Consider the following 24184-nt stretch of genomic DNA (forward strand, 5'->3'; position numbering starts at 1 on the left):
ATGAGTCAAGCAATGACACAAAGGCAGGAAAATCAGAATCTAGGAAAATCAGAAAAGAGCAGAACAAAAAGCAAGATTTGGTCGTACGTTCCTATTTACTCTATTACTTTTATTGTAATGCTGCCGTTTCTATGGATGATCCTTCTATCATTTAAGTCAAATAGTGAAATATTAACGAGTCCGTTTAGTGTGCCAACAAGTTTAAGTCTTGAAAATTACAGAAGTGCTATTGCAACTCTAGATCTCCTCTTAATGTACAAAAACACCATTATTATTGCTGTTATTACGGTTGTGGTAGTCATTATTATTACATTTATGAGTTCTTTTGCATTAAGCAGAATGGTATTTAAATCATGGAAATTAAAAGGAGGATTATATTATTTTCTATTACTTGGATTAGCTATTCCGCCTTTTATTCTTTTATTCCCAATCTATCGAATTACGATCATGTTTGATTTAATGAACACACATGCTTCCCTCATTTTGCCTTATATTGCAACATCTATCTCTTTTAACACCTTGTTGTTTATGGGTTTTTTAAAGGGATTCCCGAAGGAAATTGAAGAAGCAGCAATCATCGATGGGTGTAATCTATTTACTTTATGTAAATCAGTGGTCTTGCCAATTGTTATACCTGTTATTGCAACGATTTTTATCTTTAATATTTTATATGTGTGGAATGAGTTTCCATTTGCAGTCACTCTAATTAGTAGTGATTCACTAACGACTGTTCCACTAGGAATTTCGGAATTTAAAGGAAGGTGGAATATTGACTATGGTGGGATTATTGCTGCTACTGTACTAGTCATGATTCCACAACTTATTTTCTATGGCTTTTTCCAAAAGTATATTATTGCCGGTATGACAGCAGGTGCAGTAAAAGGCTAGAGTTAGCAACGTTTTAATTGTACGTCTTGCTATGAGTGGCTGTCCCATAGCAAGCAAATGAAGTTCAAATAAACACATGACATTTTGGAGGAGAAGAAACTATGAAAACAAAATCAAACGGGTTTATGCAAAATTTAACAACACACGCGGATGCTAGATCGGCAAGACTTTCAAGTTCAGACCAAACAGGTAGAAACCAAGATTATTGGTTAATTCCACCAAATGAATCAGTAGTATTAGGTGAAATCGAAGGACCTGGATGTTTGACTCATTTTTGGATGACATCTTTCTGCAGAAAAATTATGGGACCAAGTATTGTCGATCCGGCATTAGGAAGCAATGTAGCACCTGTTAATGAGATTCACAACGCATTAGGAGTTACGTGGGAAGAACAAGATCCGTTCTACTATAGAAAGGCTTTAATTAAAATTACGTGGGATGATCAAGATACACCAAGTGTGTTGGCTCCATTTGGAGATTTCTTCTGCGTAGGTCATTCATTGCCAGGGAACTTTGAATCAGCTCCATTTAATGTATCTGTTAAACCAGAAGAAGCGAATAAATTTGGTGCACCTGCTGCCCTAAACTGCTTCTTCCCGATGCCGTTTAACAAAAAAGCAAAAATTGAAATTGTGAACGAAAATACGTTGCCATTTGGTTTGTATTTTTACATTGATTATGAATTATATAAAGAGGAGTTACCTAAGGATACTGTTTACTTCCATGCAAATTGGCATCGTGAAAATCCTTGCGAAGGCTGGGGGAATGATCTTCAAGTGAATAGCCCTGCTATTCAAAGTGTGGCTAACTTATCGGGTGAAGAAAACTATGTCGTTTTAGAAACAGAAGGAAAAGGTCACTATGTTGGTTGTAACTTATCAGTTAATCATTTCCAAGGCAGCTGGTGGGGTGAAGGGGATGATATGATCTTCATCGATGGTGAGAAGCAACCAAGTATTAATGGAACAGGGAGTGAAGATTACTTCGGCCATGCTTGGGGAATGCAGAAGAATGCGTTTTTGTATAATGGTTCGATTATTCATGAAAGTGAAAAGCCTGGCTATCAAGTTTCGTACCGATTCCATATCGCAGATCCAGTTCATTTCTCTGAAAGCATTAAGGTTACACTTGAACATGGCCATGCGAATCACTTATCTGATGACTGGTCATCAACGGCATACTGGTATCAAACATTGCCATCTCCAAAACTTGATATTTTGCCAGTAGAAGACAGACTTCCCCATGTTGCCGAAATGCCTGTAGTCGTGCAAAAGGAAAAGCCAGTATTAAATGAAGAGCAGCAAAAAGCGTATGAATATGCAAAAGAGTTAGAAAAGACGTATGTAGAAGAAAAGAAGCATCAAATGGAATTAAAGTACAACAAAACAAGAGAATCACAACAAGGGAACATAGAGCACGCGAAACGAGTTAAAGGATCGTTAAATAGTAAATAAACTAAACGAGTTTGAGGTGAGTATCATGGTGATGACAAATACGAAACATGTAGAAGAACTTAAGAAAGCAAATGATGAAATTGCACTGAACAAAGGCAAAGTGGAAAATAGTCCTTATCGTCTTAAGTATCACTTTATGGCGCCTATTGGGTGGATTAATGACCCGAATGGTCTTGTACAGTATAAGGGCGAGTACCATTTATTCTATCAATATTATCCGTATGCTTCTAGCTGGGGTCCCATGCACTGGGGCCATGCTAAAAGCATTGACTTGGTGAATTGGGAGCACTTACCGGTCGCATTAGCGCCATCAGAATCTTATGATTCTGGAGACGTAGAGGGGTATGGATGTTTCTCTGGTAGCGCGGTTGTTGATAAAGAAGAACTTGTTTTGATTTACACAGGCCATGTTGATGGAAACGAACCCCAACAAGTTCAAGCGATTGCAACGAGCAAAAATGGAGTTTCTTTTGAGAAGTATGAGCACAACCCGGTCATTAACCAATTTCCTGTGGATGGTTCAAAGGATTTTAGAGATCCGAAAGTTTGGAAGCATGAAGATAAATGGTATATGGTCGTTGGTTCAAAAAAGGATGGCAAAGGGAAAGCCTTATTATATGTATCTACTGATTTAAGACATTGGGATTACAAAGGTGTTGCGGCAGAAAGTGACGGTACACAAGGGGATATGTGGGAATGTCCTGATCTATTTCCAATCGACGATCGTCATGTCTTGATCGTCTCTCCAATGTATGGGACTCAAAACGAAAAGCCGTTTTATGTAATTGGAAATATGAACTATGAAGAAGGTGTTTTCACACAAGAAACGTGCAAAACATTAGATTATGGCTTTGATTTCTACGCTCCACAAACATTGATAGATGAACAAGGTCGAAGAATTATGATTGGTTGGATGGAGAAGTGGTTAACAAAAATGCCTTCCAAAGAACATGGTTGGGCTGGGGCAATGGGCGTTCCAAGAGAGCTTATATTGGAAGGGGACGATATCCTCAAGCAAAAGCCTGTAGCTGAGCTAGCTGAATTACGATCCGACTATAAGAAATTAGAGGCATTTGAAGTTGTAGAAACGATGAATCTAAATGAAATCCAAGAAATCGTTTCAGAAACGATCATCGATTTTAATATTAAAAAAACAGATGCGACCGTATTTGGAATTCACCTTAGATGTTCTGAAGATGGAACAGAAAGAACAGAAATCTTGCTTGATCTTGAACAAAAAGAGATTGTCATGGATCGTGAGCACTCTGGTTGCGGAGAAAAGGGAATCAGCAAAGCACCGTTAACCATAACGGAAGATGGTACGGTCAATCTTCGTATTTTTATGGATACAACATCTGTTGAGGTCTTTGTTAATGAAGGAGAGAAAGTGATAACCAATCGAATTTTCCCAAATGGTGACAGTACTCAATTTAAACTTTTTACTAATGGGGGAAAGGTTAGTATCAATTGCATTGAATCTTGGAAACTAGATTCTGTTTGGACGTAATATTTTTAGTAGAGTAGAAATGGGATACGGGACCTTTGAAGGTTAGGTCCCATTTTCTTTTCTTGTAATGACATTAGACTCTGTTTAAAAAACATACTTAACAGAGAGTGAGGAATGTATATGCAATACACTAGTATGATTGGTGGACTCTATCGTATTTGTGAGTGGGTTATGCGACTTGCTTATGTCAATTTGCTCTGGATCGGTATATTTTGGTTGGGCCTTGTTGTGTTTGGTTTTTTCCCATCATCGGCGGCGATGTTTGCTGTAGTGAGGAAATAGGTGATGGGGGAGTGTGATACCCCTGTATTTCCAACGTTCTATCAAGCCTATAAAGAAGAGTTTCTGAAAATGAATCTACTAGAAGTTAGCTTAGGAAACAATGTATGATGTAACAGCATTAGGTGAGCTTTTGATTGATTTTACCCCAAATGGAACATCGGGAAATGGAAGAAGTTTGTTTGAACAAAACCCTGGTGGTGCTCCAGCAAATGTATTAGTCGCTTTATCAAAACTAAATAAACAAACTGCTTTCATCGGCAAAGTAGGCAATGATCAGTTTGGTCATTATTTGAAAAAGGTGATGGTAGATCATAAGGTTGATACGAGTGGCTTAGTTATTTCTCAAGATGTGAATACAACCTTGGCATTTGTTCATATAGATGAAGATGGTGACCGTTCTTTTAGCTTTTACCGAAAACCAGGTGCTGATATGACATTAGATAGCAAAGAAATAGACAAAAGTGTGATCAAGAATTCTCGTATTTTCCATTTCGGTTCACTTTCGATGACGCATGAACCAGCAGCGTCTGCAACACTAGATTCAGCTAAATATGCTATGGAGAATGGAATCATTGTGTCTTATGATCCTAATTTGCGACTGCCTTTATGGAGCTCACCTGAAGATGCTAAGAACATGATTATCAAAGGGTTACCATATGCAGATGTACTAAAAATCTCCGAAGAAGAATTTCAGTTTATTACAGGATACACAGATTTAGTGAAAGGTACAGACTATTTATGTAAGGAATATGGGATTTCACTTGTATTTGTAACACGTGGAAAACAGGGCTGTTTTTACCGAATAAAAAACTTTACCGGTAGTAAGGAAGGAATAAAAGTAGCGGCGGTCGATACAACCGGAGCTGGAGATGCTTTTCTAGGTGGAGTACTATATAAAATTCTTGAAGCAGGCGTACGACCTTCCGAATTAAAAATTGAAGAAGTCAAGGAAATGGCGGCATTTGCCAATAGGGTAGCTGCAGCCTCAACTACAAAAAAAGGCGGGATACCGAGTATGCCTTTCCTGTCTGAAATAGAAGAATTATTGAATAAAAAAATGAGTTAATTTAACATTAAATGATATAGAAATAATGGCTTATTTTCGGTAAATCACGAAGATATGTCGTTATTTTTTTGTTGTTAGATATTGGTTCAAAAAATAACTGACATTTTCAAAAAATATTAGAATGGTCTTTGTTATAATAAAAAGTATAAAATAGTAAGTAATAACTATTCCTAAAGACGGTTCAGTTGTATCAAGCTTTAACCGTAAAGATTGATTTATTTCCACAAGAAGAAATGAAAGCGTTGACATTAAAATAAGGGATTAGTTGATTGCAGTCATTAGTTTAATTAATTTGACATCCTGTTTTCGTTTACTCGTTGATTCAACTAAACGTAAGTGTTACTAGTTGAAAATAAAACATGTGGGAGAGCAAAATTATGAAGAAACGATATCAGAGCTTTTTGGTTTTGCTATTGCTTATACTAACGATAATTGGTTGTAACAACGCTGATGAAAATCGATCAAATGCTATCAATCATCAAAGTGTTATTGAACAAATAACGATTGATCTTGCTATTCATGCTGCTAATCCAAAACGACAAGAACCCGCACTCTATGAAATCATCCAGAAATTTATGGAGCAAAACCCCGATATTAACATTATTGTTCACGGAACGGAACAAAAAGCCCATGTAAAGAAAATGAAAATGTTGGCTCAATCAAATGATTTACCTGATATCTTTTGGGTGTTACCACATACTTCGACTGAGTTAAATGAAGCGGGATTGCTACTTGATTTGTCCCCTTTTATTGATGAAAACCGTCAACTAATCGAAAAATTCCATGCAAATATGCTCGAACCGTATAACGATAACGGTCAACAATTTGGACTTCCATACCAGCCTCTGGTTACAGGTTTTTGGTATAACAAAGCAATGTTTGATCAATACAATGTGCCTTTGCCAGAAACGTATCAAGACATGAAAGAAGCAGTAAAATTATTTAAAGAACAAAATATTGTTACGATTGCGAAAGGGTCTCAAGATCCTTACTCTGTTTGGGCATTTTTAACGATGCTATCAAGGTATGGCTTTTTTGATAAAATCGATCCCATCCTGGCTGGCGAAGAAAGCTATCAAAATCAGGACTTTCTTCAATTTTATAAAAATATTGACGAATTGAGAGAACTGGGGGCTTTTCCAAAAAATGTAGCCACTTTAAATTATTTTCAAGCAGTTCAAATGTTTTTAAATGGTGATGCAGCAATGTTGGACGCTGGAGTATGGGAAACAAATAAAATTGAAGAAAGTGAAATAGCGGAAGATGTTGGTTTTTGGTGGGGGCCTATTTTCAAAAACGGGATAGAAAAGCAAAAAGTCTCATCAGTCGTTCCTTCAGCTCCGTTAGTCGTAAGCTCAAAAGTCAAAGATGAAGATGAAAAATATGCTGCTGTTATGTCATTTCTGAAGTTCTATTATAGTGAGGAAGGAGCACAGATTATGCTGGATAATCAAGTTCCTCCAATGATTCAATTTGAAGGGGAAGTAGATGAGAAGAACCATTCGGCATTTGCTAAAGTTATGGAGCAAATGAATCAAACTGGATGGGAAAGTCAACCTAACCAGCCAGATCTCGTTGTCCCATCTCAAGTTGGAGATGCCATTAATGAAAGTATTTATGGAGTGATTAATGGTATTTATTCACCAGAAGAAGCTCTTGCTGTAGTAAGTAAGAAGATTACTGAACAAAATCGATAATAGCAGACAGTAAGATTATAAGAGGGATGATAGATGAGAATGTTGAAAATGAAGCAACGAAATCTGACAATAAAGCAGAAAATAATCATGTTAGCGATTCTCTCTACGTTAATTCCTTTACTAATTGTAGGAACGTTTGGTTTTTTATATTTAAATAAAGTAATGGAAAATAAAATATCAGATACAACCTCTAACTTTTTAAGTGTGATTGATTGGAACATTGATACGTTTGTTGCTGACATTGAAAGTAGCGCAAATATAATTGTTTCTTCAAATGAGATCCAAGGATTTTTGAATCATACAGAGTTGACGCTTGAATCGTATCAAATGCAAACAGCTACAAGGGATCTACTTATTAATGTGACCAATAATAAACCATATATCAATGCAGCTTATGTTGGTAATGAGCAAAATGAATACTTGCAACTTAGTCAGGGACAAAGTAATTATTTTGGAACTGTTTATGATCAGATAAATCGTACGGATTGGTATAATATGCTAGAACAACAAGACGGGAACGGGGTTTGGTTTAAAGGAATAGAAGCTGATTTTATTGAAAGCTCCAATCTATTAATGTATGGGAATTTCATTCGAGATTTAGAGACTGTGGAGAAAATTGGTGTTTTGATTATTAGTGTCGATAAATCCGTATTTGATAATATGTTTGAAAATATTAATAACGAAGAAGAGATTTTAATATTAGATCAAGAAACAATTATTTATTCGAACGAAAATGAAAACCAAGATAAATATAAGAGTATTATAGAAACGTTACAGAACCCAAAAGAAGCACAAATTATTGAGGTAGAAAACAAAAAATATATTTTGAATTATACTACTAATGCCATAACGAACTGGAAAATTGTAAGCGTGATGCCTTATGAATATGTCGTAAAAGAATTTAATTATATTAGAGCACTTACCGTTTTATTATTAGTTCTATCCTTTCTACTAGCAACAATAAGTGCCTTTTTAATTTCAAAAAAAATCACGAAACAACTTTCATTATTGAGAAATGTAATAGAGGATATGGAAAAAAGAGAAGTGGTGTCGAATATTGCGTTTGACTCTAACGATGAAATTGGAAAAGTCGGTAATCGCTTTGTACAATTGTATAACCGAAATAGTGAATTGACCGTCCAGCTATATGAGTCACAATTAAAAGAAAAAGAAGCTGAACTTTTGGCCCTTCAAAATCACATTAATCCACACTTTTTGTACAATACGCTTAATTCAATCTTTTGGATGGCGCAAAAAAGTAATGCGAAACTGATTGCAAAAATGGCAGTAAGTTTATCAAAAATATTTAAATTAACATTAAATGACGGAAAGTATATTACGACTGTAGAAAACGAAATTGATCAAGTGAAAAGTTATATCGATATTCAAAATATCCGTTTTGACAACAAAATTAAATACAGTATTGATGTTGACCCCTCACTTTTAACTAAAAAAATTATTAAATTGATTCTACAGCCACTTGTCGAGAATGCAGTTTATCATGGTTTAGAATTAAAAGAAGGAAATGGAAAAATCATAATCACTGGTCGAAAAGTAAATAATGCGATGATTTTTGAAGTCATTGATAATGGAATTGGTTTTGACACGGAAGAAGTAGCTGCAAGTAAGAAAGGATATGCTTTAAAAAACATAAATGAAAGAATTAAGTTACAGTATGGTAAAAACTATGGAATGAAAATAGAAAGTAAAAAAAACAGAGGGACAAAAGTAATCGTAAAGGTCGGATTAGAACTCGAGGGATTGCAAAAGGAAGGGGTGACTGAAAATGTATAAAATGATAATTGTAGATGATGAAAAAGTGGTATTAGATGGTCTGATTTCAGCAATAAATTGGTCGGATCATCAAGTACAAATTGTAGGAACTTCTCTAGACGGGAATACGGCATACAAATTAATTGAAGATACAAAGCCCCACATTGTAATGGCTGATATAAGAATGCCTGGATTGAACGGCTTAGACTTAATTGATAAAGTAAAGAATCTTGGGCATGATACCGTATTTATCATTATTAGTGGCTATACAGAATTTGATTATGCGAAAAGAGCGCTCAAATTAGAAGTTGTGGACTATTTAACAAAACCAATTGAGATTGATGAAATAATCGCTTCAGTAAAAAAAGCAATTAACAAGTTTGATAGTATTCAAGTAGAAAAACAGAATAAGGATAAGATTCAAAAATATGAATTGCAATTAGAAGAAAAATATATGCTAGATGCTATTTTTGGTCATCAATTAAGCGCTCATGAGCTAACGACTGAATTTGAAAATTGTACGGTACTCGTTTGTGGATTTACTTCCTCTAAAGGGCTAACTAAATATAAAGAGCGGGATTTTATTAGGCATCTAAAAAAACCTTTTCAGAAAAATGGAGACAATGGATTTGTATTTTTCGTTGATGAATATTTAGTTGTTGTATTTTCAAAATCGAATCAAGAGGAGAATAAAGCCATAGTTGATTTTTCTGAGTTAGTGGAAAATCAGGTTGGAGAAGTACCTATAATCGGAGTCGGGAATACGTATGATGATTTAACAGATGTTCAGCAATCATATAAAGAAGCAGTAGAAGTCTTTCACATCGGTATTTATTTAAATCGATCGTTTACGTATTACGATGCTTTGGAAAAAGTGGAATATAATGTAGGTGCTGATATGATCAAAATGATCGATAATTACTTCAACAAACAAAATTGGGATTTAAATAATCTGAACAAACTGATTGATGATTTATTACAATATTCTCAGCAAAAGATGCTGCCACCAGTCAAAACAAAATATATGTGTTTTAGGCTAATAATAAATGTGTTTGATTATGTACAGCAAGAATATGAAGTCAATGTTGAACAAATTTTGGAAGAAAAACATGTGATATATAACCAATTACATCAATTGAGATCAATTGAAGAGATGAAGGAATGGTTACTCGATAAGGGGAGTTTGCTCTCTGAGTATTTACAAGATAACCAAATATCGCAGAAAGAGAAATTAATTGTTGATGTAAAAAAGTATATAGAAAACCATTTTTGTGAAGTCATTACTTTGGACGATATTGCTCAACAATTTCATATTAGTCCAGCCTATCTTAGTAGCCTGTTTTCAAAAAGGGTTGGCATGACATTGTTTAAATTTATCATTGATATGCGAATGAATATAGCAAAGGAACGACTCAGAACAACCAATTATAAAATCTCTGAAATTTGTCATCAAATTGGATATGATAATCAACGATATTTCAACCAAGTATTTAAAAAGCATGTAGGAACCACGCCAGGTAAGTATCGTTCGGAGCATTTAATTAGGCAGTAACGTATGTGTAAAAGAATTCTTAGGATAATATAATAATCGACAAAATTCGGGACGGTGTCAGTGTAGAAGAAATCTTCAAGCTGGATAAAACGATCAAAATAATGCGGATTTATTTAGTGATGATTACTAGCAAAGTATGAACCACGGCAACACACTTTTGCTTGAAAATGCTAACTTGTTGTTAACACAATTGAGTAAATTTCATAATTTGAGTTCTTCGTCTTTCAAGACAGGTAAACAGCGTGGCATTTACTGCTACATTCTTTGTCATTCAGTGGTAAGAACTATGTCATGGTAACAATGTATTAAGAAATTATTTTTTCTCCAACCAAACTTGAAAAAGGTATATTAGAAGTGCAACCGCAATCATTATTCCATAGGTGGTGTGTGGTGACATTTCTCCTGAAGCCATCCCCAGTTTTTCCTGAATTGGATACCATAGATAAATGTATGCACCATCTAAAACTAAATTTACAATTAAATAAAGTTTAAATCTTCCGTATGTCCATTTAAAAATCCAGATAGTTGCTACTAAGTAGGCACTATATACCCAAGGGACATTAGCAACCTTATCCCAACCAAATAGGTCGGCTTCACGCCACCAATTATAGTGGTACGCTGCCTGATAAACTAAGGTGTTTATAACTGTTACAAACAAAGCTACTGGTAAAAATCTTTTAAGACTGGATTGACCAATGAATAGTAAAGAAAACCATGGAATTAAAAATAACAGCCTCATTATTATTTCATTAATAATACCCACATCCCAACTCATTGAATTATTTAATGAATAGTATGTGGAATTTCAATTGAGCAGATACTTAATTAGAAAAATAATTATTGAAATTGATTCTTCTTCTACAAGTTTTGTAATAGATAAAAGAACATAGTATCAATACAGATTACTTTCTTTTTGAAAGAACAAGAATAAATTTGTAATAAGTTTGGAAAGCACAATGATTACAATATAGGTTAAAAACAAGTGAAAATAATTAGTCCCCATATAAAACTTAAACAAGTTAAGAGCGACGAAAATAGGTTTAAGTAAAAACGAAAGAATTGCACTTAAGATAAGGGTATAGAGATAATAATTTTTATTTTTATTTATACACCACTGATACACCAGCATAAATAATACAGGAACAAGTGAGGCGTCCATTCCAAGGCTATTTGGAATAAACGGGAACATTTGGTGAGGATACGTCCAGTATCCTTGTCTTGTGCCGAACGCGTCGAAATATCCAAACCATACATGAACATTAAATCCAAAAAAAACCGATATGTAAGGCTTTTTTTCTATCGATTGTGAAGTAGATAATAATAAGTGGAAGAATGAACATGACAAGATTAAACCAAAATTCCTATGTGGAAAATGAAGAAAAATCGGTCCAATACGTGCTCCAGTTACTTGCTAAATCTTGCTGTTTCTCGGTGATTTTATCCAACATCTTTTCTTGGTTTGTCAATTAAATCCCTCACTTAACTGTTAATTACTAATTAGAATAACCTGATAGGTATTTAAAATGTAAAACTCAAGAATTTTTTGTCTCCATAGGGGCGGATTAATGTGATAATTCCACAAAAAAACGCCAACTCTTGATTTATCAAGGTTGACGTTTTTTACTTTTTCTCTAATTAAAAAGCTGAATTGGTTGGGGTCATCTATTTATGCTGCTTTTATATTATGAAATTATTTTCTGAGTGTTCTAGGGTACTACTATTGTAAAATAAATTAAACAAGCGCTTTTAGCACTTTGTCAATTGCAAAAGCAACACCATGTTCTGTATTTGCTTTTGTCGTGTAATCACATAGTTCTTTAATTGCGGGATCCCCATTTTCCATGGCGACACTTAACCCTGCTAGTTGTAACATGCTGTAATCATTGAAATTATCACCTAGAGCCATCACATTTTTCATTTCAATTCCTAACTTATCTGCATAAATCGATAAAGCCCTTCCTTTGTTAGCATCTGGGTGATTAAATTCTAGGTTCATATGTCCTGAAGAAGTAATGTTGATATCTTCATTTTTTTCTAATTGTTTGCGGGTATTCTCTAAATCATGGTCTTCAAGGGAAAATGCTAGAAATTTATAGATATTAATATCCTCATTATTGATGATTAAATTTAAATCTTCAATGATTTCAATTTTCTCGTCCTGAAAACGCTGCTTCATTCTTTCATTAACTGTATCAGTACTTAAAGTAGGATAATGGATTTTCATAATGTTAACGAGGATTCTGATAAACTCCTCCCTGCTAATAGAAAAGCCTCCATGACTCGTGAAAGCCTCAACATAAACGGATTCTTTCTCACAAGCTTCAATTATTTTTTCACATGCAACTTTGTCTAAGGGGATATTGCGAATCAATTCACCGTTTTCTAAATAGATTTGAGCACCGTTTAAACAGATGATAGGGCATGTTAAACTGGCATCTGCTAATGGTTTTAAGGCAGCTTCATAGCTTCTTCCAGTAGCAATAACTACCGTTATTCCAAGTTGCTGTGCTTTTCGAATGGCTGAAGCATTTTCCACACTAATTTCATTTGCTTCATTTAGTAACGTACCATCTAAGTCTGTCGCGATTAATTTCATAAGTTTCCCCTTTAACACTTTATTTTTATTTGATGAAAGTAGAAATAAGGCAATAAACAATTGAAGGTATATGATAGTTTTATGGAACATCATAAGGTATGTGATTAAATTTTGCAATATGACAGTGAATAAAAAGCACTTCGAAATTGGAAGGATTGAAGATGCAACTATTGGTAACTTAAACAAATAAGGTTGGTGGTTCGGGGGGATATGTTGGGAACGGATCGTTGAAGAGGGTACAAAAAAAGAGCTACCATTGGTATAAACAAGTAATTGAATCAAATGGTCAGAAATTGGATTAAATTATATTAAGAAGCTTCACCATGAGAAGCTTCATTTCGATAATCTTATACTATATTTTGATTTAGAGTAATATCGGTAGAACACTGGAAAACAAGGTCTATTAATTTCAATACGATAGAATTAAATCGATCTTTCTTTTATCAAAGGAGTATGGTAAAAATGAGTAATTTTTGGTACCGTTAAAGAAAAAACAAAGGAGAGAATAATATGACTCCGATTCTGAAAGTATCAGACTACTTAATTGCACATGCGAATGCCCTGGCTCTAGAAATCGTTGAAGGTGTTATTCAAGGTATGGAATTGAAAATCCCTGAAACGGAAAAAAATCAAGCAATCACTATGTATATAGGGTTTATGGTTTTTTTAGGAGAGTCTATTGGCAGGAATGAGGAGAAAATCCCTCTGTTTCTTATTGAATGGAGTAAAAAAAATGCAATAAGCCAAGTTATCCCACAAGGGAAAATTTCAGAAATCGTTGTCCGTTATCCTCCTACAAGGGTCATATTTACAGATGTTATCACCAGGATTAGTTTAGAGTGTGGGGTCACCTTGCAAGAACATGCTTTTGTTATAAAACGTATGAACGCTATGTTGGATTTGAGTCTTAATGAAACAGTTTGTGGATTTGAACGTCTTTCTGAGCAATATAAGGAGGAAACACAAAGGGAGTTAGCCCATCTATCAGCACCAATTGTACCAGTAAAGGAGGGTATTGTTATTCTTCCTCTAATTGGGGACATAGATCATTTCAAGGCTAAGCATATTATGGAGCAAGTTGTTCCCAAAATAGCGGAAATGCGAGTTAATTATGTTATTGTGAATTTTACAGCAATTTTAACTATCGATAAGGAAATTGCACTTTATTTACATCAAATTGGACATATGATTAATCTAATAGGGATACAAGTTATTGCAACTGGTATAGGTCCTGACATTGCTAAAACAGCTGTTAAGGCTGGAATTAGTCTTGCAAATATCCCGACTTTTGCAAATGTCCAGAAGGCGTTAGAATACATTGAATAATACCTTCAAGATGATTTAATAACAAGTTAGCAATACAAAGGAATCACTCCGCTATAATGAGGAAGTGATTCTTTTTTAATTATTATAAAATAGTAAAATGTTTTATACAGCCTTTTTCCCTTCGTCTGGTATCTCAATTTGCTCACTACCCAAATCTGGTAAAGAACGCTTGAATCCTTTTGTTAAATACCCAAGATAGGTCATGCCAATTAACAACATACAAAGCCACCTATAAGGGTTGGGAAATCTAGTAAGAATAGCAACCACGCAATAAAAGCAGCCCCTACAAGAGGAGAAAGTAGATTAACCGTAACACTTTTCAGTGAGCGAGTAGTTTGCTTTTGTTTATTCGAAAAGTAGAGGGTGATGACGCATAAATTAACAAAGAAGAAGGCAGTTAAGGCTCCGAAATTCACAAATCTCAAAGCTGCATCAATGGTAATGAAAATTGCTAAGAGAGAAATAATAGAGGAGAAGGCGATATTTAACACAGGTGTTTTATACTTTGGATGAATGTAACCAAAAAATTTAATAGGTAAAATTGAGTCACGTCCCATAACGTAAAGCAGTCGTGAAACGGCTGTGACAGAAGCTAGCCCTTGGGTGAAGATAGCAGCAATTAAAACAGTAATAAATAACGAGCTTAAGAAACTTCCGCCAACGACACTAACCAACTCAATTGAAGCAGAATCTGGATTTTCGAATGTGAAGTTAGGAACAATTAATTGAACGAAGTATGAGGTTGTCACGTGCAAGTCTCCTACAATTGCAATCATAATAAAAATTGCTTTCGGAATCGTTTTCTTTGGATTAATTGTTTCTTCAGAGAGAGTGGTCATCGTGTCGAAACCTAGAAAAGAGAAGATTACAATGGAGGCCCCTGCTAATACGATTGAGAGGGACATATCTGTATTAAGAAAAGGTTGCAAAGAAAAAATGGTTCCAGTACCAACGTTAGTTGCAGTCTGTGGCTTACACATGAAAGGGTTTCCGTTAGAAAAGCAAATGAAGGAATGTGGTGCTACCACATGAGGCAAGTACTGCCCCTAAATATCAAATGATTAAGTTACCTTCAGCCCTGCAAAACCTGGTTTGATTAAAAAAACAAAACGGAGGTGGTGCAATTCAATTAGAGATTTGGAAAATGTCAGTTTCACAATTTGGTGTGTTTGCAGCATCCATTTCAGCTCCGCTTGGGATTGGAAAAGTCGAGTTGGATGGTTCGGAGGTTCCTGGGTTTGTTTGTGAAGCGTACGCGGCAGAGAATGCCGAGGATATTACAGCATCAGGTGGTTGGAAGAATCTATTGCTGAGGAGTAAGACTGTATTGTGATGGATTTCTGAAGTGTTGAAGGCTTATTCATGAGGAATAAAAGGGGCGCAATTTTGGGAGGCCACTGAAAAGGGTGCTTTTCCTATTTCAGTGGCCTCTTAGTAATACGCGGAGCCGTTGCCCAGTTTTGAAAAGCCTTGCTATGAGTGGTTTTCTAAATAGCAAGGCGCGCAACGGGTGAAGCCATTACTACTTCCTCGAAATACTTTCAAGTGGTTTTTCAATGGCCTTATTTTAGATAAGTCTCTCTTTAGTTCACTTGAACTTTTGGGAGGTTTTTTTATATTTTCCGAGAATTTTTCTTTGTTTTTGATTCATATTTTGTCGGTTTCGGGACAAAATATCAAAATGCTTTTCTAAACAACAACGTAGAACTATTTAAGGAGCTGTGGTGACTAATGGCGAATAAAACTAAAAAAGGATTGGTTATTCTAGCTATCGGTTCCATACCACTTATTATGACCTTGGGTAATTCAATGTTAATTCCGATTTTACCAAGGATGGAATCCGAGTTAGGTGTTACTGCTTTTCAGGCTAGTTTAACGATAACCATTTTCTCAGTAACAGCAGCAATATCAATCCCTATATTAGGTTATTTGTCCGATCGCTTTTCGAGGAAAGCCATCATTATTCCTGCTTTGGCAATCTACGGGGCTGGAGGATTATTAGCAGGGGCAGCGGCAGCTTGGTTTAATAGTCCCTTCTTGTGGATAATGATAGGCCGTGCATTGCAAGGTATTGGGGCTGCTGGGACAGCACCAATAGCTATGGCCTTAACAGGGGACTTGTTTAAGGGGGGAGAGCAAAGTAAAGTATTAGGTCTTGTCGAAGCCTCCAATGGATTTGGGAAAGTTCTTTCTCCAATTGTTGGTTCTCTTTTGGCATTATTAGTCTGGTACGGGCCCTTCTGGGGATTTCCAGTGTTTGTACTTATTTCATTATTGTTAACAGGCTTCTTTGTGAAGGAAAAAAAGAAGACGAAAGAGCCACCACCGTTAGGGAAATATATTAAGGGGTTGTTCACAGTATTTAAACATGAGGGGAGATGGCTTTTTACCGCATACCTTGCAGGTGCCACCTGTCTGTTCACGTTATTCGGGATTTTGTTTTACTTATCCGATGTACTAGAAACAACTTATACAATCGATGGAGTACCTAAAGGAGCAATTTTAGCAATCCCTTTACTATTCATGATGACGACTTCATTTATTACAGGGAGTAAAATTGGAAAAGACTTAAACCGTATGAAGAAAATGATTGTTTTAGGTTTTACTATGATGACCATCTCGTTTGCAACGTTGGTTTTCTTTACAAATCTTGTTGCATTTATTGGGATTCTTGTAATTAGTAGCATTGGGACAGGTTTAGTTCTTCCTTGTCTAAATAGTCTTATTACAGGATCCGTTGGAAAGGAACGAAGAGGATTCGTTACCTCCTTGTATGGATCGGTTCGGTTTTTGGGGGTTGCTGCTGGACCGCCCATTTTTGAAACATTAATGAACTGGTCAAGAACCGGAATGTTCCTAACTACAGCGGGGTTAACTTTCTTGCTCGGGATCCTATGTTTGTTATTCATTCATGTTAAACACAAAGAAGGGTCAAAAGACGAAGCTTCTAATACGTTATTTAAAAAATTGCAACTGACGACAGAATAAACTTTAGGAGGGCCAATCGATGCAAATTTACTTTTCTCCAGAATTTATAAATGAGGATGCTCAGGTATTAAATGTTGTTTCTGATGAAAATAAGCCAATGGGGTATATGGCATTTTTAATGAACGACGAGAAGAAGAAAATCTATGTATATGGACAGCTTGAAGATGAGGGTGTAAATGAGGACTTTAAAGATTTGGTGAAGCCATACTTACAGGGTCTAACTAAATTAAAGCCAGAATTAGAAGTTTACTCATACTTAACAGTAGGTGGGAAAAAAGTTGAACTAGAAGCAGAGAAGAAGGAATAACACATATTTTAAAATAGGTGAATATCATATCCTAGTCTTGAAAATGGAGGATTAGGATATGGATATTTTTATTCAATTATTTGAGTTCCAGTATCTCCTCATTTTGGTTGTTGCGTTGATACTTGGGATTTTCGTTGGTGCCTTACCGGGTTTGACCCCAACGATGGGTGTTGCTCTAACGATACCCTTCACCTTTTCTCTAGGCCCGACGGAAGGGTTAATATTACTAGGAGGGATATACTGCGGTAGTGTATTTGGTGGATCTATTCCAGCGATTCTATTTAATGTACCCGGGGCACCAGCATCGGTAGCTACGACATTTGATGGGTATCCTATGACTCGAAAAGGAGAGGCTAGAAAAGCTCTCGAGTTGTCAACAATTTCATCTGTCATTGGCGGGTTAGTTGGAATGATATTACTGGTCTTTTTTGCACCTGTGCTTTCAGAATTTTCCTTAAGATTTGGCCCAACAGAAAGCTTTTGGATTGCGATTTTTGGTGTGACAGTGATCGCAGCAATTTCTGATGGAGAAGTTTCCAAGAACCTACTGGGAGGATGCGTTGGGATTTTTCTCTCTTTTGTAGGAATCAATACAGTAACCGGTACAGCTCGATTCACGTTTGGTATGGATAGTCTGATAGGTGGTTTTCACATTGTGGCTGTTCTAATAGGCTTATTCGCTCTACCTCAGGGGTTACGAATGATTGAGGATTTATATTTATCAGATAACCAAATAAGAAAGCCAATTAATCAAAAAAAATCGTCGGTCATAGAATCTTTCTTTGATGTGTTGAAAAAGCCAAAAGCTGTTATTGTGGGGAGCGGTGTTGGGGCGTTTGTAGGAATGATTCCCGGAGCGGGTGGAAATATTGCAAGTATCCTTGCCTACAATGAAGTAAAGCGATTCTCAAAAAACAAAAAAGCATTTGGAAAAGGTGAAAAGCAAGGAGTCATTGCATCGGAAAGTGCCAATAACGCAATGGTCGGGGGTTCGTTAATCCCACTATTAACTTTAGGGATACCAGGATCTCCAACAGCAGCTATTTTCTTAGGTGGATTGCTTATTCACGGAATATGGCCTGGGAAAAACCTCTTTGTTGATCATGCAGATGTAGCATACACCTTTATTTATAGCATGGTTGCGGCACAGATCCTTTTGCTGATTGTAGGGTTATTTATGATAAGGTATATGATTAGATTGGTCAATATCCCCATCTATTTCATGGTGCCAATTATTTTATCCTTATCAATCATTGGTGCATTTTCAACACAAAATAGTACGTTCGATGTTTCGACAATGGTTATTTTCGGAATCGCTATGTTTATTTTACAAAAGTTTAGATTTTCAGCTGCACCTATCGCTTTAGGGTTTATTTTAGGGCCTATTGCAGAGGAAGGACTGTTACAGGGACTTCAAATTGGAGGGGCTAAAGGTTCAGCAATAGCTCATTTTTTTACTGGAACCTGGAATATTCTTTTGTTCTCCTTCATTATGCTAACGGTTTTGCTATCAGTTCTTCGAAGCATTAAGCATAGAAAGTGTTATTCTTCTTGGCAAGATATGGTTTCCAAATTTGTCCTAACTAGCTCAACCGGGGGTTGGATAATTATAGGCAGTATCTTTTTAGTATTCTTTTTGTTTATATCAGGGATGCCGTTTGAACAACGGTTTTTTCCTCAAGTGATCCTCAGCTTTATGATGATATTAGTTTCCATGGAAGTCTTGAAATCAGTTAGAAGTGAAAAAGAACAGCCTATAAAACGATCGTTATCTCTTATAGTCTTAATTGGAATGGTTTTAATTGTAAGCCTATCAATGAGCCTTATAGGATTTTATTTTCAAGTGTTATTTCTTATGCTCATTGTTCCTCTTTTTGTTTATTATAAAGAAAGAAGTCGTGTCCAGTTGTTAAACGTTGGAATCGTTTCAGTATTGTTTACCATCATTTTATACATCATCTTTTCTGTTTTTCTTAAAGTTCCTTTACCAACTCTTTTCTATTAAGTGTGTGTCCCAAAGTTGCAATCTGGTGCTTGGGACACACATTTATTAGTTTGTTACGTCTATCGATTCTAAAAGAATTTGATACTCATTTGTTCGTTTCCTTATATCTTCCAAAACTTCTTCTCGATTCATAATTAGCATATCAGCTCCGGCCACTTCCATTTCCTTTAAAAATTCCTCATCCTCCAATAAGTGTAAAAACGCTTCTTCTAATTTATCAATAATCTCGGGTGGTGTTCCCTTCTTAGCTGCAATTCCACGATCGGTACTCATAATGACTTCTGGGTAGCCTAGTTCCGAAAATGTAGGAACGTCTGGAGAAAAGGGGTGTCGCTCATCTGTAGCTATAGCTAAAGGAATTACTTCATCACCAAGGCGATAGATGTCTGAAAGGTTTCCTGCTACGATATCTGTATGTTCTCCAAGTAAGGAGGCTATGGCATCAGAGGCGCCTTGAAATGCAACATCTTCTACTGAGATATTAGCTGCATTCTCTAGTAGCAATATTGCTAAATGCTGACCTACAAATTTCCCGGCATGGCCAATTGTTAGTTGACCTGGGGCTTCTTCAGCCTTTGAAATAAATGCATTTAAATCGTTCATGTCACTATCACTACGAACCGCAAAGACCGTCGGATCGCCGCCCCAATTTACTAGAGGTTCAAATGTATCGATTTCAAAAGCTGTTTGTCCTACGAGGGGTTGGGTAATAATATGTGGTAAATTATAGGCTGCTAGTGTATAACCGTCGGGGTTAACTGTTGAAAAATGATTCCAACCTACTTGCCCTCCACCACCAGGTCTATTTACAATGACCAGCTCTTGACCTAGATAATCACTAGCATATTTTGAGATGATACGAGCCTGAGTATCGGTCGCTGCACCTGGGGAAAAGGCAACAATTAGTTGAATGCTGTTATTCGGAAAATCGTCGGTTCCATTTTGTGAAGAGCATCCCACCAGAAACAATAAACATAGAAATACAAAAACAGGGACAACCTTGATTTTAGCCATGCTGCACACACCCTTCAATTTGAGAGTTATTGAATAAGTATGTGTGAGATGTAATCTTTAAATGTTGTCTACTTTAATTAATAAAAACAAATAAATTATTTTTTTCGCCAACCCATCAACAGTGGTTTAGACAATGATACATTCACGTTATAGATGATATCCACAACCCTTGTAGCTATCCCCTGGGAAATGAGTGCTTGAATTACGATATGCCAATCAATAATCGAGGCGGTTAAAATAAATATAGACCCATTTAATAAGAGAAGGGGTTTTCCTGGTGGAATTTGACGGTGTTTTGAAAAGATCAGCGCAAGAACTCCCATCCCACCATTTGAGACATCTTGTCTTAAAAGAATCCCAACTCCGCAACCTAATATTAGGGATCCGATGACTAAGTCAATCCATACATTCGTGATCGGCATGTACTTGATCAAATCAAAATAATAAATGCTGAGAGATGTAATTGAAATCCCAAACATTGTTCCTAGCGCACTAGAATTACCTAACCATTTAATCGCTAAAACAAGTAAGGAAAAGTTAACAAACCAAAGAGCAAAGCTGAGAGGGATATTAAACCAGTAATTAATTAATACAGCTAACCCCGCTGCTCCCCCTGATGGTATGGAATGAGGGAAAAGAAATAGGGCCATCGCCAGACCTTGCAAAACCCCACCCAAAGCTATAATGAAATATGATCTAATAGAACTGTTCATATTTTATTTACATGTATTTTAATAATCTTTGTGGCTATTTTAATCCCCATTCAATACACCCTTTTTAAGTTGGACTTGTACCACTCTAATTCTTAATGTATTAGGGGCGGGGTGGAATTATGAGTTATTTCAATGGAACCAAAGGAGGATTAAATACTAAACCCTCCCAAAAAACAAACAAGAGAACCAAAAATACTTAGTACAACATAGGCCGTTAGCTTTTGCCACTCTTTCTTCATATAAAGCTGGGTCGCCTCAACACTGAACGTCGAGAATGTTGTAAAGGAACCAAAGAAGCCAATACCAATGAGTAAAAAGAGAGGATCTTTATACGGGGATAAGGGAATGGAACCATAATAGAGATTAAAGAAGACTCCGAGTCCGAAAGCTCCTACTAGATTAACGAACAGCATGGCAATAGGGAAGGGTGGATTAGGGTATCGTCTCATTAAAGCTAGTCCGATAAGATAACGTAGAATAGCACCTGTAGCACCACCTATGGCGAGTGATAGAATATTCACCTTTACGTCACTTCCTTCCTACGATGTTTATATTTCTTGGCAAGGATTGAACCCACAAGAAACCCAATTAAAGCAAGTAGAACGCCACCGAACATTGAGCCGAAGACATAAAGAGCTGATTGAAAAGGAGTGTATGTATAAAAAAGGAACGTTGCATCGGCTGCGAGCGTTGACATTGTCGTAAAGCTGCCGCAAAGCCCTACACCAAGGCCAACTTTCAGCCATTCTCTCGGGATAAGGAATGAAAACCATGCCGTGAGAAAACCTAAGATAAAACTTCCGGTAAGGTTTTCAAGGATCGTTCCAAATGGGTAACCTGTTTCGAGCATGGTAAGATTCAAGAAGTATCGTCCCAACGTTCCGAGTACTGCGCCAATACCGATAGATATCACATTTTTCCAGCTGTTAGTCAAGAGAAACCATCCAACCTTTCTTCTACAAATTAATAGAAATTGTTAAAGATTTCTGTAGTATAAGCGATGATGATTTCTTCTTAATCATAGCACAGCAATCCTTAAGCTACATAAGCTCACTTAAGAATGATTAAAGACATCGCCCGCCTCCCTCTTTGGCAAACGCTAAGGCAGCCGCTTTACCTATACCGCTATCGCCCCCAGTAAAAATAGCTACTTTAATTATATAATTTTCCAGATCCTAAATAGTTTTCATTCTCAGAAATCGGTAGTGGGTTCATAAGATATTCTAATCCAGGCTGTTGGTTTTGGGATTGTGGAGGGATTGGTATGGTCTTGAGTACTTTCTTTTCGGAGTAATAAGGATAGAGAGGATACATAAACAAACCTCCTAAAAATAGTGGTACCCTACCTTATTCAAAAGAAACGTGATTTGTATGTTTACATTACTAGAAACAAAATCTTTATTATATTAGACTGTAAGTAGACCGTCATAATTTAAAAGGGGTAACCATAATGATAAAAGATGATTCAGAGACCACGATGCTTATCGTCACATCCGTTTTGGCTGAAAAGGAAGCAGTATTGCGTGGATTAGGACAAGTTAAAGGTGTGCAGGTCGAGGTTGTAGGTGTTGGGATTGCGGCAGCCGCTGCTAATACGGCAGTCCTACTAGCCACTGCGACGCGTCCCTATAATTGTGTGATAAATGCTGGGATTGCTGGTGGATTTTCAGGGAAGGCAACCGTCGGATCGCTAGTGGTTGCAACGGAAATCGTTGCAGCAGATTTAGGGGCAGAAACATCTGAAGGTTTTCAAAGTATTGAAGATTTAAAATTAACGAAATCCCGGGTTCGTGTTGAGGATAGGCTGGTCGATTCGTTGGTTCAACGGTTAACAGAAAAAAAGCTAGAAATTAGTAAAGGCCCCATCCTTACTTTATCAACAGTAACAGGAACTTCAACAACTGCTGAGGAGTTAGCAATTAGAGTTCCGGGAGCTGTAGCGGAAGCGATGGAAGGGTACGGTGTTGCCGTAGCTGCTGAGCAAGCTGGAATCCCTGTTTGTGAAGTAAGATCGATTTCTAATATGGTTGGACCACGTGACCGTGAGGCGTGGCGATTACAAGAAGCATTAGCGGCTTTAGAGTCAGCTAGCTCTGTTTTTGCGGAGGTGCTAAGATGAATATTGCCTTTTCACCTTGTCCAAACGACACTTTTGTGTTTCATGCGTGGGTACACAACTTAATTAAAGGGGCTCCCGCACTTGATGTTACGTATGCAGATATTAATTTAACAAATCAATGGGCAGCGGAAGGGAGAGGTCCTGAGGTTCAAAAAATTTCCTATGCTGCTTTACCATGGGTAGTTAAAGACTTTTCTCTCATCCCTTGTGGAGGAGCTCTTGGAAGAGGGTGTGGACCTCTAGTATTAACGGCTGATCAAACGATAGACCCAGCGAGTTTATCTGGAAAAAGAGTAGCCGTCCCAAGCGAACGATCAACTGCCTATTTACTGTTTAGGCTTTGGGCAGCAAAGCATGTGCCAGGTGGTGTGGGTGAGATCATTGTTATGCCTTTTCATAAAATTATGCCTGCTGTTCGTGACCGGAAAATAGATGCAGGTTTAGTTATTCATGAAGCCAGGTTTACTTATCAGAATTATGGACTCAGTCAGTTAAAAGATTTGGGCGTTTGGTGGGAAGAGGATACAAAGCTACCCATTCCTCTTGGTGCCATTATTGCTCATCGTTCGCTGGATGTCGAGGAGATAACTAAGTGGGTCCGGCATTCAGTTGAGTATGCGTGGGCCAATCCAAAAGTCTCACGTGAATATGTTATGCAACACGCGCAGGAATTATCTTTAGACGTGGCTCAATCGCATATTGATTTATATGTAAACCAATATACAGGAGATTTAGGAACAGAAGGATTTGCAGCTGTAGATGCATTGCTGGGACGTGCCATTAAGGAAGGGCTTGTCCCAGAGTTTGATCTTAAATTATTACGTAGGTAAAGGATAATAGGGTGACTCTGAGATTAGAAACTAATCATTGAGACACCCTAATTTGATTTGGTAACGT

At 36.7% G+C, this 24184-nt stretch carries 22 protein-coding genes and 2 pseudogenes; 15 read left to right on the forward strand and 9 right to left on the reverse strand.

What is annotated here, in order from left to right; genetic code table 11:
- The 8 genes and pseudogenes from CEF19_RS11410 (at position 1) to CEF19_RS11445 (ending at position 10219) form a co-directional block, all read left to right on the forward strand.
- Entirely contained in the window at positions 1 to 888 is an 888-nt protein-coding gene (locus CEF19_RS11410) for a carbohydrate ABC transporter permease (protein ID WP_227521971.1), read from the forward strand.
- Positions 889 to 989: 101 nt separating this feature from the next.
- Positions 990 to 2342: a glycoside hydrolase family 172 protein gene (locus CEF19_RS11415; RefSeq protein WP_100406161.1), complete on the forward strand. Its 1353-nt coding sequence runs from the start codon at positions 990 to 992 to the stop codon at positions 2340 to 2342.
- Between the two features lie 25 nt (positions 2343 to 2367).
- Positions 2368 to 3849: a glycoside hydrolase family 32 protein gene (locus CEF19_RS11420; RefSeq protein ID WP_100406162.1), complete on the forward strand. Its 1482-nt coding sequence runs from the start codon at positions 2368 to 2370 to the stop codon at positions 3847 to 3849.
- 171 nt (positions 3850 to 4020) lie between these two features.
- A pseudogene (locus CEF19_RS23760) lies at positions 4021 to 4239 on the forward strand (YesL family protein).
- A complete protein-coding gene (locus CEF19_RS11430; protein ID WP_100406163.1) occupies positions 4232 to 5197 on the forward strand; it encodes a carbohydrate kinase family protein in 966 nt (321 codons plus the stop codon). Before CEF19_RS23760 ends, CEF19_RS11430 begins: the two are co-directional and overlap by 8 nt.
- Positions 5198 to 5574: 377 nt before the next feature.
- Entirely contained in the window at positions 5575 to 6894 is a 1320-nt protein-coding gene (locus CEF19_RS11435) for an ABC transporter substrate-binding protein (RefSeq protein ID WP_100406164.1), read from the forward strand.
- 33 nt (positions 6895 to 6927) lie between these two features.
- The gene (locus tag CEF19_RS11440; RefSeq protein WP_100406165.1) at positions 6928 to 8688 is read left to right on the forward strand and encodes a sensor histidine kinase; all 1761 of its coding nucleotides are present in this window, start codon (positions 6928 to 6930) and stop codon (positions 8686 to 8688) included.
- Complete coding sequence (locus tag CEF19_RS11445; RefSeq protein WP_100406166.1) at positions 8681 to 10219, forward strand: response regulator; 1539 nt, start codon at positions 8681 to 8683, stop codon at positions 10217 to 10219. Before CEF19_RS11440 ends, CEF19_RS11445 begins: the two co-directional genes overlap by 8 nt.
- A 313-nt stretch (positions 10220 to 10532) precedes the next feature.
- Here CEF19_RS11445 and CEF19_RS11450 read toward each other — a convergent pair whose 3' ends face one another.
- The 3 genes from CEF19_RS11450 to CEF19_RS11460 all read right to left on the reverse strand — a co-directional run bounded on the left by CEF19_RS11450 (position 10533) and on the right by CEF19_RS11460 (position 12815).
- Positions 10533 to 10982: a hypothetical protein gene (locus tag CEF19_RS11450; protein WP_227521972.1), complete on the reverse strand. Its 450-nt coding sequence runs from the start codon at positions 10980 to 10982 to the stop codon at positions 10533 to 10535.
- Between the two features lie 129 nt (positions 10983 to 11111).
- Entirely contained in the window at positions 11112 to 11564 is a 453-nt protein-coding gene (locus tag CEF19_RS24110) for a CBO0543 family protein (protein WP_319830074.1), read from the reverse strand.
- Between the two features lie 387 nt (positions 11565 to 11951).
- On the reverse strand, positions 11952 to 12815 hold the full coding sequence (locus tag CEF19_RS11460; protein ID WP_157800937.1) for a Cof-type HAD-IIB family hydrolase: 864 nt from the start codon (positions 12813 to 12815) through the stop codon (positions 11952 to 11954).
- A 510-nt stretch (positions 12816 to 13325) separates the two neighbouring features.
- Here CEF19_RS11460 and CEF19_RS11465 point away from each other — a divergent pair.
- Complete coding sequence (locus CEF19_RS11465) at positions 13326 to 14141, forward strand: STAS domain-containing protein (RefSeq protein WP_100406168.1); 816 nt, start codon at positions 13326 to 13328, stop codon at positions 14139 to 14141.
- Positions 14142 to 14350: 209 nt separating this feature from the next.
- Here the strand turns inward: CEF19_RS11465 and CEF19_RS11470 are convergent, their stop codons facing one another.
- Positions 14351 to 15121, reverse strand: a complete 771-nt coding sequence (locus CEF19_RS11470) for an APC family permease (RefSeq protein WP_157800938.1) — start codon at positions 15119 to 15121, stop codon at positions 14351 to 14353.
- A gap of 164 nt (positions 15122 to 15285) precedes the next feature.
- Here CEF19_RS11470 and CEF19_RS11475 point away from each other — a divergent pair, with 164 nt between their 5' ends.
- From CEF19_RS11475 to CEF19_RS11490, 4 genes are all read left to right on the forward strand, one after another.
- Positions 15286 to 15474 (forward strand): allophanate hydrolase-related protein, encoded by a 189-nt coding sequence (locus CEF19_RS11475; RefSeq protein WP_100406170.1) that lies wholly within the window; start codon positions 15286 to 15288, stop codon positions 15472 to 15474.
- Between the two features lie 398 nt (positions 15475 to 15872).
- Entirely contained in the window at positions 15873 to 17129 is a 1257-nt protein-coding gene (locus tag CEF19_RS11480) for an MFS transporter (protein WP_100406171.1), read from the forward strand.
- 19 nt (positions 17130 to 17148) lie between these two features.
- Positions 17149 to 17436, forward strand: coding sequence for a hypothetical protein (locus CEF19_RS11485; protein ID WP_100406172.1), 288 nt, complete (start codon positions 17149 to 17151; stop codon positions 17434 to 17436).
- A 58-nt stretch (positions 17437 to 17494) separates the two neighbouring features.
- Complete coding sequence (locus CEF19_RS11490) at positions 17495 to 19441, forward strand: tripartite tricarboxylate transporter permease (protein WP_100406173.1); 1947 nt, start codon at positions 17495 to 17497, stop codon at positions 19439 to 19441.
- 45 nt (positions 19442 to 19486) lie between these two features.
- On the opposite strand, the gene CEF19_RS11495 is transcribed toward CEF19_RS11490, so the two are convergent.
- From CEF19_RS11495 to CEF19_RS11515, 5 genes and pseudogenes are all read right to left on the reverse strand, one after another.
- Positions 19487 to 20455 (reverse strand): tripartite tricarboxylate transporter substrate binding protein, encoded by a 969-nt coding sequence (locus CEF19_RS11495; RefSeq protein ID WP_100406174.1) that lies wholly within the window; start codon positions 20453 to 20455, stop codon positions 19487 to 19489.
- A gap of 95 nt (positions 20456 to 20550) precedes the next feature.
- The gene (locus CEF19_RS11500; RefSeq protein ID WP_100406175.1) at positions 20551 to 21168 is read right to left on the reverse strand and encodes a YitT family protein; all 618 of its coding nucleotides are present in this window, start codon (positions 21166 to 21168) and stop codon (positions 20551 to 20553) included.
- 149 nt (positions 21169 to 21317) lie between these two features.
- Positions 21318 to 21689 (reverse strand): fluoride efflux transporter CrcB, encoded by a 372-nt coding sequence (gene crcB, locus CEF19_RS11505; RefSeq protein ID WP_100406176.1) that lies wholly within the window; start codon positions 21687 to 21689, stop codon positions 21318 to 21320.
- A gap of 2 nt (positions 21690 to 21691) precedes the next feature.
- Entirely contained in the window at positions 21692 to 22102 is a 411-nt protein-coding gene (locus CEF19_RS11510) for a fluoride efflux transporter FluC (protein WP_100406177.1), read from the reverse strand.
- Positions 22103 to 22250: 148 nt separating this feature from the next.
- Positions 22251 to 22482: pseudogene (locus tag CEF19_RS11515) on the reverse strand (NAD(P)-dependent oxidoreductase); the annotation flags it as partial.
- Positions 22483 to 22618: 136 nt separating this feature from the next.
- On the opposite strand from CEF19_RS11515, the gene CEF19_RS11520 reads away from it, so the two are divergent.
- Both CEF19_RS11520 and CEF19_RS11525 read left to right on the forward strand, forming a co-directional pair.
- Positions 22619 to 23287, forward strand: a complete 669-nt coding sequence (locus CEF19_RS11520) for a futalosine hydrolase (protein WP_100406178.1) — start codon at positions 22619 to 22621, stop codon at positions 23285 to 23287.
- Positions 23284 to 24117: a 1,4-dihydroxy-6-naphtoate synthase gene (locus tag CEF19_RS11525; protein ID WP_100406179.1), complete on the forward strand. Its 834-nt coding sequence runs from the start codon at positions 23284 to 23286 to the stop codon at positions 24115 to 24117. Before CEF19_RS11520 ends, CEF19_RS11525 begins: the two co-directional genes overlap by 4 nt.
- The last annotated feature ends 67 nt before the right edge of the window (positions 24118 to 24184 follow it).

Source organism: Bacillus solitudinis (assembly GCF_002797395.1).
GTDB lineage: Bacteria > Bacillota > Bacilli > Bacillales > Bacillaceae_D > Halalkalibacter_A > Halalkalibacter_A solitudinis.

What these genes read in the sequence shown, in the direction of transcription:
- CEF19_RS11410 (WP_227521971.1), top strand. Translation starts at nt 1, where the DNA reads ATGAGTCAAGCAATGACACAAAGGCAGGAAAATCAGAATCTAGGAAAA.
- CEF19_RS11415 (WP_100406161.1), top strand. Translation starts at nt 990, where the DNA reads ATGAAAACAAAATCAAACGGGTTTATGCAAAATTTAACAACACACGCG.
- CEF19_RS11420 (WP_100406162.1), top strand. Translation starts at nt 2,368, where the DNA reads ATGGTGATGACAAATACGAAACATGTAGAAGAACTTAAGAAAGCAAAT.
- CEF19_RS11430 (WP_100406163.1), top strand. Translation starts at nt 4,232, where the DNA reads ATGTATGATGTAACAGCATTAGGTGAGCTTTTGATTGATTTTACCCCA.
- CEF19_RS11435 (WP_100406164.1), top strand. Translation starts at nt 5,575, where the DNA reads ATGAAGAAACGATATCAGAGCTTTTTGGTTTTGCTATTGCTTATACTA.
- CEF19_RS11440 (WP_100406165.1), top strand. Translation starts at nt 6,928, where the DNA reads ATGAGAATGTTGAAAATGAAGCAACGAAATCTGACAATAAAGCAGAAA.
- CEF19_RS11445 (WP_100406166.1), top strand. Translation starts at nt 8,681, where the DNA reads ATGTATAAAATGATAATTGTAGATGATGAAAAAGTGGTATTAGATGGT.
- CEF19_RS11460 (WP_157800937.1), bottom strand. Translation starts at nt 12,815, where the DNA reads ATGAAATTAATCGCGACAGACTTAGATGGTACGTTACTAAATGAAGCA.
- CEF19_RS11465 (WP_100406168.1), top strand. Translation starts at nt 13,326, where the DNA reads ATGACTCCGATTCTGAAAGTATCAGACTACTTAATTGCACATGCGAAT.
- CEF19_RS11470 (WP_157800938.1), bottom strand. Translation starts at nt 15,121, where the DNA reads ATGTGTAAGCCACAGACTGCAACTAACGTTGGTACTGGAACCATTTTT.
- CEF19_RS11475 (WP_100406170.1), top strand. Translation starts at nt 15,286, where the DNA reads ATGTCAGTTTCACAATTTGGTGTGTTTGCAGCATCCATTTCAGCTCCG.
- CEF19_RS11480 (WP_100406171.1), top strand. Translation starts at nt 15,873, where the DNA reads ATGGCGAATAAAACTAAAAAAGGATTGGTTATTCTAGCTATCGGTTCC.
- CEF19_RS11485 (WP_100406172.1), top strand. Translation starts at nt 17,149, where the DNA reads ATGCAAATTTACTTTTCTCCAGAATTTATAAATGAGGATGCTCAGGTA.
- CEF19_RS11490 (WP_100406173.1), top strand. Translation starts at nt 17,495, where the DNA reads ATGGATATTTTTATTCAATTATTTGAGTTCCAGTATCTCCTCATTTTG.
- CEF19_RS11495 (WP_100406174.1), bottom strand. Translation starts at nt 20,455, where the DNA reads ATGGCTAAAATCAAGGTTGTCCCTGTTTTTGTATTTCTATGTTTATTG.
- CEF19_RS11500 (WP_100406175.1), bottom strand. Translation starts at nt 21,168, where the DNA reads ATGAACAGTTCTATTAGATCATATTTCATTATAGCTTTGGGTGGGGTT.
- CEF19_RS11520 (WP_100406178.1), top strand. Translation starts at nt 22,619, where the DNA reads ATGATAAAAGATGATTCAGAGACCACGATGCTTATCGTCACATCCGTT.
- CEF19_RS11525 (WP_100406179.1), top strand. Translation starts at nt 23,284, where the DNA reads ATGAATATTGCCTTTTCACCTTGTCCAAACGACACTTTTGTGTTTCAT.